The sequence below is a fragment of the Streptomyces sp. NPDC030809 genome (assembly GCF_055572195.1).
In genome coordinates, this window is record NZ_JBVIDV010000010.1 from 253,703 (window position 1) to 262,555 (window position 8,853).

At 76.1% G+C, this 8,853-nt stretch carries 10 protein-coding genes; 6 read left to right on the plus strand and 4 right to left on the minus strand.

The window, feature by feature from the left end:
* Window positions 1-46 precede the first annotated feature (46 nt).
* The gene (locus ACZ407_RS16290) at window positions 47-433 is read right to left on the minus strand and encodes a VOC family protein (RefSeq protein WP_468128734.1); all 387 of its coding nucleotides are present in this window, start codon (window positions 431-433) and stop codon (window positions 47-49) included.
* A gap of 504 nt (window positions 434-937) precedes the next feature.
* Between ACZ407_RS16290 and ACZ407_RS16295 the strand changes: the two genes are divergently transcribed.
* On the plus strand, window positions 938-1,513 hold the full coding sequence (locus ACZ407_RS16295; protein WP_468128735.1) for a DUF4142 domain-containing protein: 576 nt from the start codon (window positions 938-940) through the stop codon (window positions 1,511-1,513).
* Between the two features lie 96 nt (window positions 1,514-1,609).
* Here ACZ407_RS16295 and ACZ407_RS16300 read toward each other — a convergent pair whose 3' ends face one another.
* Window positions 1,610-2,020, minus strand: coding sequence for an STAS domain-containing protein (locus tag ACZ407_RS16300; protein ID WP_468128736.1), 411 nt, complete (start codon window positions 2,018-2,020; stop codon window positions 1,610-1,612).
* Window positions 2,021-2,107: 87 nt separating this feature from the next.
* Window positions 2,108-2,701 (minus strand): ATP-binding protein, encoded by a 594-nt coding sequence (locus ACZ407_RS16305; RefSeq protein ID WP_468128737.1) that lies wholly within the window; start codon window positions 2,699-2,701, stop codon window positions 2,108-2,110.
* A 113-nt stretch (window positions 2,702-2,814) separates the two neighbouring features.
* Between ACZ407_RS16305 and ACZ407_RS16310 the strand changes: the two genes are divergently transcribed.
* The 3 genes from ACZ407_RS16310 (at window position 2,815) to ACZ407_RS16320 (ending at window position 6,875) form a co-directional block, all read left to right on the plus strand.
* Window positions 2,815-3,840 (plus strand): SDR family NAD(P)-dependent oxidoreductase, encoded by a 1,026-nt coding sequence (locus tag ACZ407_RS16310; protein ID WP_468128738.1) that lies wholly within the window; start codon window positions 2,815-2,817, stop codon window positions 3,838-3,840.
* 994 nt (window positions 3,841-4,834) lie between these two features.
* Window positions 4,835-5,281 carry an SRPBCC family protein gene (locus tag ACZ407_RS16315; protein WP_468128739.1) on the plus strand — a complete coding sequence of 149 codons (447 nt, stop codon included), beginning with the start codon at window positions 4,835-4,837 and terminating at the stop codon, window positions 5,279-5,281.
* Window positions 5,268-6,875, plus strand: coding sequence for a phytoene desaturase family protein (locus ACZ407_RS16320; protein WP_468128740.1), 1,608 nt, complete (start codon window positions 5,268-5,270; stop codon window positions 6,873-6,875). Before ACZ407_RS16315 ends, ACZ407_RS16320 begins: the two co-directional genes overlap by 14 nt.
* A 228-nt stretch (window positions 6,876-7,103) precedes the next feature.
* On the opposite strand, the gene ACZ407_RS16325 is transcribed toward ACZ407_RS16320, so the two are convergent.
* Entirely contained in the window at window positions 7,104-7,478 is a 375-nt protein-coding gene (locus ACZ407_RS16325; protein WP_468128741.1) for a profilin, read from the minus strand.
* A 235-nt stretch (window positions 7,479-7,713) separates the two neighbouring features.
* Between ACZ407_RS16325 and ACZ407_RS16330 the strand changes: the two genes are divergently transcribed.
* On the plus strand, window positions 7,714-7,893 hold the full coding sequence (locus ACZ407_RS16330) for a hypothetical protein (RefSeq protein WP_468128742.1): 180 nt from the start codon (window positions 7,714-7,716) through the stop codon (window positions 7,891-7,893).
* Between the two features lie 18 nt (window positions 7,894-7,911).
* Window positions 7,912-8,853 (plus strand): SDR family NAD(P)-dependent oxidoreductase (locus tag ACZ407_RS16335; RefSeq protein ID WP_468128743.1); only part of this gene is annotated, 942 nt, incomplete at its 3' end.

Here is an 8,853-nt window from a genome sequence, read left to right on the forward strand (position 1 = left end):
GCGCTGGGGCAGAAGCAGGGGCAGGGGCTCGGGCATGGCGGCAGCGTCAGGAGGCCGTGCCCCCGGCCCGGTCGGAGTCGCTGCGCAGCACGCAGAACTCGTTGCCCTCGGGGTCGGCGAGGACCGCCCAGCCGGTGCCGTCGGGATTGCGCTGGTCGGAGACGAAGGCGGCTCCCAGGCCCAGCAGCCGTTCCACCTCCTGGTCGCGCGAGGTCTCCGGGCGCAGGCACAGGTGGATCCGGTTCTTGACGGTCTTGGGCTCGGGCACCTGGTTGAAGTACAGCACCGGCCCGTCCGCCAGCGGCACTTGGACCTCCGCATCACCGGGCTTGCCCTCCGGATCCACCGGCTGCCCGGTCACCGCGCTCCAGAACTGCGCCAGCCCATGGGCATCCGCACAGTCGATCGCCACGTTCTGCACCACCGAAACCATGAGCGCGAGCCTCGCCGATTTCCCGCCGCGACGCCAGCGGGCTCCAGCCGGTTCCAGCCGAACCAGGCAGGCCGGCCGGGCTAGTCGGGCGGTTCCGGTACGGGCGGGTGGGTCGGGCCGGGGCCGGGGGCGGGGTCGCGGTCCGGGGTGGGTTCGCGGTCCGGAGCGGGTTCGGGGGTCGGTTCTTCCGAAGGGTCGGGAGAGTCCGGGGGGTTCGGGTCGCGGGGGATCGGGTCCGGGCCGCGTGGTTCGGGAGCCGGGTCGGCCGGGGTGTTCTCCCGCCGGGGGAGCGTTGTCGTTACGGCGGTCATGGCGCGTCCTCCTCTGCTCGGGCGGCGACGGTCCCTCCCGCGGCTCGGCGCCCCTGATCGTTCGGCTGCCCCGGCTGCCGTCGGGCACACCTGTTTGGCCGGGCGCCGCGCGGACAGGTGCCGGACGTGCCGCGGCGGTGTTCGTCGGGCGGCAGCAGGCCCTCCGGCCGGTGGCGGCACGCGGGAGGCCGACATGAGAGGCGTACGACGGATCGCCTGCACCGCTTTCGGAACGGCGGCACTGGGGTGCGCGCTGGGCCTGGGAACGGTTGCGGCCGCCACGGCCGCGCCGGACCCGGGCAGCGCCGACGCGAAGTTCGTACAAGCCGTCCACCAGGGCAATCTGGCGGAGATCGCCGCAGGTCAGGACGGGCAGAAGAACGGGCAGGAGACCTGCGTGAAGGACGCGGCGGCGCGGCTGTTCCGTGACCACACCAAGCTGGACGCCGAGGTGTCCCGGCTCGCCGACAAGGGCGGCATCACCCTGCCGGACAAGCCGACGCCCGCGCAGCAGCAGTCGCTGGACGCGGTGAAGGCGCTCGCCGAGGTGGCCGGCTACGACCAGGCCTGGCTGGCCGCCCAGGAGAAGGCGCACAAGGAGACCCTCGCCCTGATCGACAAGCAGATCGACCAGGGCAAGGACGCGGACACCGTGGCCGCGGCGAAGAAGGCCCGACCGGTGGTGGCCATGCACCTGGAGATGGTCCGGGACGGGACCTGCCACGACATGCAGGACATGCGCGACATGCACGGTGACCAGGCGAGGTGAGGGGCGGCGCGGCGCCGTGCCTGGTGCCCGGGGTGCCGCGGGCCGGGAGGTGAGCCGCTGATCGGCGCTTCGACCGGTTCGGGAGCGGCGCCCCGCTCAGGCGCGTCGCCCCGGCTGAGGCCGGTGCTCAGGCTCGGGCCCGGGGCCCCCGTTGAGGGAGGCCAGGGCCCGGTGGAGGCTCGGGTGCACGGCGAACAGGCCGTCCGCGCCGGCGATCTCCAGCAGCCGGTGGACCTGGGGCGACGGGGCGGCGAGAGCCAGGCGCAGCCGGTGCGCGGCGGCACCGTTGCGCAGCTGGACCAGGGCGTTGAGCAGGGTGGAATCGCAGAACGTCAGGTCCGTGCAGTCGAGCACCACCGCCGTGCGGGCGTGCGAAAGCGCGTCGGCGAAGGCATTGCGCACGACGGCACGGCAGTCGATGTCGATCTCGCCCGCCAGTCGGCACACGACCACGCCGTCCGGACCCGCCGCGGTGAGCGCGACGGGTACAGGAGCGCTTTCCACCATTGCGCGGGCCTCCCTCGGCGGGGTGGCCGCCGTGCCGGGCCGCAGGGGACGCAACTGCCGCGACCCGGCACGGCGGCGCCGTTTCGTTCATGCTGCCGCGGCCGGTCGCTTCCGGGCCATGCCGTGAGCGAAGTCCCCTGTCCCGGAAACGAAACCGCCGGGGGAGGTGCGGCTGTCGCCGGGACCGCCGGGACCGCCGGGACCACCGGGACTGGGGGGACCGCCGGTTCCCCCGGGGCCGCCGGACGCCGGAACCCGCAAGGCCAGCACGGCCCACACCGACTTCCCGCCACCGGGCAGCCGATACGCGCCGTGGCGTACGGACAAGGCTGATACGAGGGCCAGGCCGCGGCCGTGGGGGCAGTCGGGCGGCGGCCGGTGGCGGGAGGGCAGGCGGGGGTCCCCGTCGCGCACCTCGACGCGGATCTGCTCGTCGAGGAAGCGCAGCACCAGCAGGGGCCGCTCCCGCGTGTGGTTCAGGACGTTCGTGACCAGCTCGGAGACGACGAGAAGTACGTCGTACACGGCGCCTTCCGACGCGTCCGGCGCCCGGAGGGCCAACGCGCGGCGGGTGCGCTCCCGGGCGGCTGTGCTCTGCCCCCGACCGCGGCCGAGCCGTACGCCGAACCCGGCCCGAGCGGGGCCCCGAACCGCGGCCGACGCCCGTGCGGTACTGGTCATCGCGGTCTCCCCTGGACGGGCGGCGGACACCCTGCACCTGCCCACCGAGACGGGGCGCAGGCCCGGTCGGTGCCGTTCCGCATGAAGCCACCGTGACCGGTGAGAGGCCAGGCGTGGGAACGCACGCGGGAACGGACATCCGGCATGCCGTCATCGTCATCACCGGCGCCTCCAGCGGGATCGGCCGGGCCACCGCGCTGGCCTGCGCGCGCCGGGGTGCGAGCGTCGTGCTGACCGCGCGGAGCGCAGGCCCGCTGCGGGACGTGGCCGAGGAGTGCCGGCGCCGCGGCGGGCGGGCCCTGGCCGTGCCGGCGGACGTGGCCGACGAGCAGGCCGTACGGGCCGTCGCCGCGGCCGCGGTCGCCCGCTTCGGCCGGATCGACGTATGGGTCAACGCGGCCGCGGCGGGCCTCCTGGGACGCTTCGACCAGGTGCCGGCACGGGACCTGCGGCGGCTGCTGGAGGTCAACGTCCTCGGCGCCGTGCACGGGGCCCGCGCCGCGGTGCCGGTGATGCGCCGCCAGGGACACGGGGTCCTCATCGACATCTGTTCCCTGCTCGGGGCCGTGGTCACGGCCCCCTACATGGGTGCGTACGCCATGTCCAAGGCGGCGCTGAGCACGTTCGACGAGGTGCTGCGGCAGGAGCTCCGCCTCCTGGGCGAGCGGCAGATCGCCGTGTGCACCGTCCTGCCCGCGGGGGTGGACACCCCGTTCTTCCGGCACGCCGCCAACCACAGCGGCCGTTCGGTCCGCGCGCTGCCCCCCGTGGCCACGCCCGAGCGGGTCGCGCGTGCCGTCGTACGGACGGCCCGGCGCCCGCGGCCCCGGGTACGCGTCGGCCCCTACGCCCGGCTCCTGACCGCCACCCGCGCCCTCGCCCCCGCCACCCTCCGGCGCGCGGCGACCTGGCGCACCGACCGCGCGTACCTCGCGACGCCGGGGGTTGGGGATGCCGGGGCTGGGCGGGACCGGGCGACCACGGGGATCCTCCACGTCCCCTGCGGAGGGGACGCCGCCGTGCGCGGCGGTCGCCACGCCGGCCTGCGCACGGCCGGCCGTCGAGCAGCAGCCGCGGCCCTGTCCGCCCTCGCCGCGGCCGCCATCCTGCGCGCGGCTCTTCGCTCCGCGTCGGGCTGAGGCGTCCTCGGCCGGGTGCGGCCGGGTGCGGCCGGGGCCTGGTGGCGGGGTGGGCGCGCGTGGGCGCGCCAGGCCTGCGCACGCGGCCGTGCGCGCGACCGATCCGCGAGCGGGCTGCGGTGGTGCGCGGCCTCGCCGCTGCCCCCCGCCTGCGGGTGGCTCTTCGTCCGCCTCGGACTGAGCGTCCTCTGCTGATGGGCTGGTGGGCTGGTGGGCTTTCGTCCGCCGGGCGGCGCACGGCTGGTCTGAGGGCGTCGGTTGCGGTGGTGTCCGGCTTTGCCGCGGCTGCTTGCCTCGCGTGGCTACCGCCCGGGAGGCATTCTCTGCCGGTGGCGCGGTGGCGCGGTGGCGCGGTGGCGCGGTGGCGCGGTGGCGCGGTGGCGCGGTGGCGCGGTGGCGCGGTGGCGCGGTGGCGCGGTGGCGCGGTGGTCTGGTGGCTCGGTGGCCCGGCTGGTCGGCGAGTGTCGGCTAACTGGCGTACGGCCTGGCCGCGCTTGCCAACCTGCGGGTGGCTCTTCGCTCCGTCTCGCGCCGGGAGGCCTTCTCTGCCGCCGTGCTGCTGCCGTGCCCCCGGAGCAGCGTGCTGCTGGTGCTGCTGGGCCTGCGCGCGGCCGGTGGGTGAGTGGTGGCCGCGCGGGCCTCGCTGCCGTGTTCGGCTTGCAGGCGGCCGCCTCGGGCTGGGGCATCCTCTGCCGCCGTACCGCCGTACCGCCGTACCGCCGTACCGCCGTACCGCCGTACCGCCGTACCGCCGTACCGCCGTACCGCCGTACCGCCGTACCGCCGTACCGCCGTACCGCCGCACCGCCTCCGCCCGGGGCATGGGCAGGTGGCCCCCAGCCCCCGGCCCGCGGCTGCGCGGCGCGGCGACGGGATCGCGGGGGCGGGGGCCGGGGCACGGAGCGGGAGGGGCTTGTGGGGGCGTGGTGCGGGTAGGCGCCCCGGGCGAGGCGGACGGCGGGGTCCGTGTCGGCGGAGTGCCCGGGAGGAAGCCATGGCCATACAGCACCGCCTGGTCCGGTGCCGCCCCCACCGGGTGTGGGAGCTGCTGCGTGACGGGAGCCGCTATCCCGAGTGGGTGGTGGGCGCGGACTCGGCCCGGGAGGAGGACGGGCGGTGGCCCCGGGAGGGGGCCACCCTCCGCTACCGGCTGAAGCTGGGCCCGTTCCACTACGAGGGCCGGACCGTCGTACGCGTCCACGAGCCGCCGGACCGGCTGGAGCTCGAGGCCATGGCCGGCCGGCACGCCGGTGCGCGGATCGCCATCGAGGTACGGCCCTGGGGTGACGACACCCTGGTCGTCCTCGACGAGCACCCGCTGCGCGGCAGGGGCTGGACCTTCCACCACGCGGCCGTCGACGCCGTCGCCCAGCTGAGGCACCGGGTCATGCTGGCCCGCCTGGCCCGCGCATGCGAGGAGGGCGGCGGTGCCGGATCCTGACGCGGTGGTCATCGGCGCCGGCCCCAACGGGCTGGTCGCCGCCAACCTCCTGGCCGACGCCGGCTGGCAGGTCCTGGTCCTGGAGGCACGGCCCCGCCCGGGCGGCGCCGTGTGCAGCGACCGCGGCCTCGACCCGGCGTACGTCCACGACGTGTTCAGCGCGTTCTACCCGCTGGCCGCCGCCTCGCCGGTGATCGGCGGGCTGCACCTGGAGGAGCACGGCCTGTGCTGGAGCCGTGCCCCCGCCGTCGTCGCGCACCCGCTGCTCGACGGCCGCTGCGCCGTCCTGGCCGCCGACCCGGACGCGACGGCGGCCTCGCTGGCACGGTTCGCGCCCGGCGACGCGCAGGCGTGGCTGCGGCTCTGCGGGCTCTGGCAGCGCATCGGGGACCGGGTGCTCGACTGTCTGTTCACCCCCTTCCCGCCGGCCCGGGCGGGCCTGCGGCTGGTCGCCGGGCTGGGCGGCTGGACCCCGGCCCTGCGCATGGCGCGCAGCATGCTCCTGCCGGCCCGCAGGTTCGGCGAGGAGGAGTTCGCGGGCGAGGGCGGCCCGCTCCTGATCGCGGGCAACGCCCTGCACGCCGACCTCGCGCCCGAATCGGCCCTCGGCGGCGGCTTCGGCTGGCTGATGTGCATGCTCGGGCAGGCCTACGGCTTCCCCGTGCCCCGGGGCGGCGCACAGGCCCTGACCGAGGCCCTCGTACGGCGGCTGGAGGCGCGGGGCGGGGTGCTGCGCTGCGGACGGGAGGTGGCCGGGATCGTGGTGCGCGGCGGCCGCGCCGTCGGGGTGCGCACCGCGGGCGGCACCCTCGTGCCCGTACGGCGGGCGGTGCTGGCGGACGTGCCGGCTCCGCTGCTGTACGGGCGGCTGCTGCCCGCCGGGCAGCTGCCGGACCGGCTGCGCGAGGACCTCCGCCGGTTCCACTGGGACTTCGCCACCGTCAAGGTCGACTGGGCGCTGTCGCGGCCGGTCCCCTGGCGGGCCGAGGGCCCGCAGACGGCCGGCACGGTCCACCTGGCCGAGGGGATGGACGAGCTCACCCTGTACGCCGCCCAGATCGCCATGCACCGGGTGCCGGGCGCCCCGTTCACGGTGCTCGGACAGATGACCACGGCGGACGCGACCCGCTCGCCCGCGGGCACCGAGTCCGCTTGGGCCTACACCCACGTGCCGCAGCGCATCACCGGCGACGCCGGTCCGGACGGCATCACCGGCCGGTGGGACGAGCGAGAGAAGGAGGCCTTCGCCGGCCGCATCGAGGCGCAGGTGGAACGCCATGCGCCCGGCTTCAGGGCCGCGATCCGCGCCCGCCGGGTGCTGGCCCCCGCAGACCTGGAACGCCTCGATCCCGCGCTCGTCGGCGGCGCCCTCAACCAGGGCACGGCCAACCTCCACCAGCAGCTCCTCTTCCGCCCGCTCCCCGGCACCGGCCGCCCGGCCACCCCGATCGCCGGCCTCTACCTCGCCTCCGCCACGGCCCACCCGGGCGGCGGCGTCCACGGAGCCCCGGGCGCCAACGCCGCCCGCGCCGCACTGCACGCACACCGGCTCGCGCACCGGATCGTGGGCGGGGCGGGAAGGAGAAAGCGCTGAGTCCGAGCCGAGGCCGGCCGAGCCCGTACGCGGGTCGCGTGCGAGCGGGGTGGGGGTGGGCGACGGGCAGAGTGGGGGAGGGCGGCGTCCGGGCCACGGGCAGGCCGGCATTCGGATCACGGGCGCGCTGGGCGGCCGATCCCGGGCGGAGAGGCAGCCGGACCGCGGGGGTGCCGAAGCGCGGACCCGACCGGGAAGGAGCGGACCCGACCGGGAGGGAACGGGGGTTCAGGCCGCGAGCAGGTCGGCCAGGTTGCCGACGGCGAGGACGGCGTCCGAGGGTGCGTGGCCCTCTCCGTACAGGGCCACCACGATGTACGGGGCCCGGCGCACGGCCACCACACCGGTGGCGCCGCACTTGCCGTGGAGCAGCCGCCGGTCCGCCTCGGCCGCCGTGTAGTGCACGCCGCCCACGGTGATCCCTTCGGCGATCGCGTCCGCCGGGGCCTCGAACAGCCCGGCCAGCCTCCGGCCCTCCTGCACGGTGGTCAGGGGCCGGCCGACCGAAGCCCGTACCGTCCCGTCCATCCGCAGGAACTCGATCCCGTAGACCCCCACATCGCGCAGCATCCGCCGCAGCTCGCTCTCAGCGCCGTCCGCCATGGCAGCAACCCCCTTCACCGGGATGCGTGCCGGCGCCGCACCGGCACTCGGACGGCGGCTACCCCGGCCCGCGGGCGGCACCCTTCTTCACGTCCCATGGCTCCAGGCTCCAGGCCTCCGGGTCTCCGGTCTTGCGGCCTCCTGGTCCCGCACCCCCGCAGGTATGGCGCCCGTACCAGGGGGTAGACGCAGCCCCGACGTGGAGACCACGACGAGACGACATCAGGTGAGTCGGATGAGTGATTCCGAGTTCTACGAACGAGACCGGCCGATCCACCCGCGGCTCCCCGAGGACCGGCCCCGGGGCGGCGGACCGGAGGACCGGTCGGGGCGCGGCAGCCGGTCCCTGCTCTTCATCGTCCTGGCGGTCGTCGGCGCCGTGCTGCTGATCTTCCTGCTCTTCTCGGTGATCTGACGGGCCGGGCGCAGCACCATGGCCGGGAACGAGTCCCTGGCAGTCGTCACCGGTGCCTCCAGCGGCATCGGTTTCGAGCTGGCCAGGCAGTTCGCCCTGCACGGCTTCGACCTGCTGGTCACCGCCGAGGACGAGGAGCTCGCGGGGGCCGCCGACGCCCTGCGCGGCCTGGGCGCCGAGGTGCGCGCGGTACGGGCCGACCTCACCGGACCGGACGGCGTGGAGCACCTCTGGCGCGAAATCGCCGCACTGGACAGGCCGGTGGCCGCGGCGGCGCTGAATGCCGGGGTGGGTCAGGGCGGCCCGTTCGTGGAGACCGATCTGGCCGACGACCGGGAGATCATCGACCTCAACATCACCTCCACCGTCCACCTGGCCAAGCGGCTGCTGCCCGGCATGGTGGCGGCCGGGGCCGGGCGGCTGCTGATCACCTCGTCGATCGCGTCCACGATGCCCGGCTCCTTCCAGGCCGTCTACAACGGAAGCAAGTCCTTCCTCCAGTCGTTCGCCCAGGCGCTGCAGAACGAGCTGAAGGACACCGGGGTCACCGTCACCTCCCTGATGCCGGGCCCGACGGACACCGAGTTCTTCGAGCGCGCCGACATGCTGGACACGAAGGTCGGCCGCGGGCCCAAGGACGACCCGGCACAGGTGGCCGAGCAGGGCTTCGACGCGATGATGGCCGGCAAGGACAAGGTGGTGGCCGGCTCGGTCAAGACCAGGATCCAGGGAATGGCCAACCGGGTGCTGCCCGACCGGGTGAAGGCGGCGCAGCACCGGCGGATGGCGGAGCCGGCGGGCGCCGATGGCGCCGAGGGCGCCGAGGACGGTGCGGGGGGCGGTGCCGAGGGCGGTGCGGAGGGCGGCGGGGGGGGGGGGGGGGGGGGGGGGGGGGGGGGGGGGGGGGGGGGGGGGGGGGGGGGGGGGGGGGGGGGGGGGGGGGGGGGGGGGGGGGGGGGG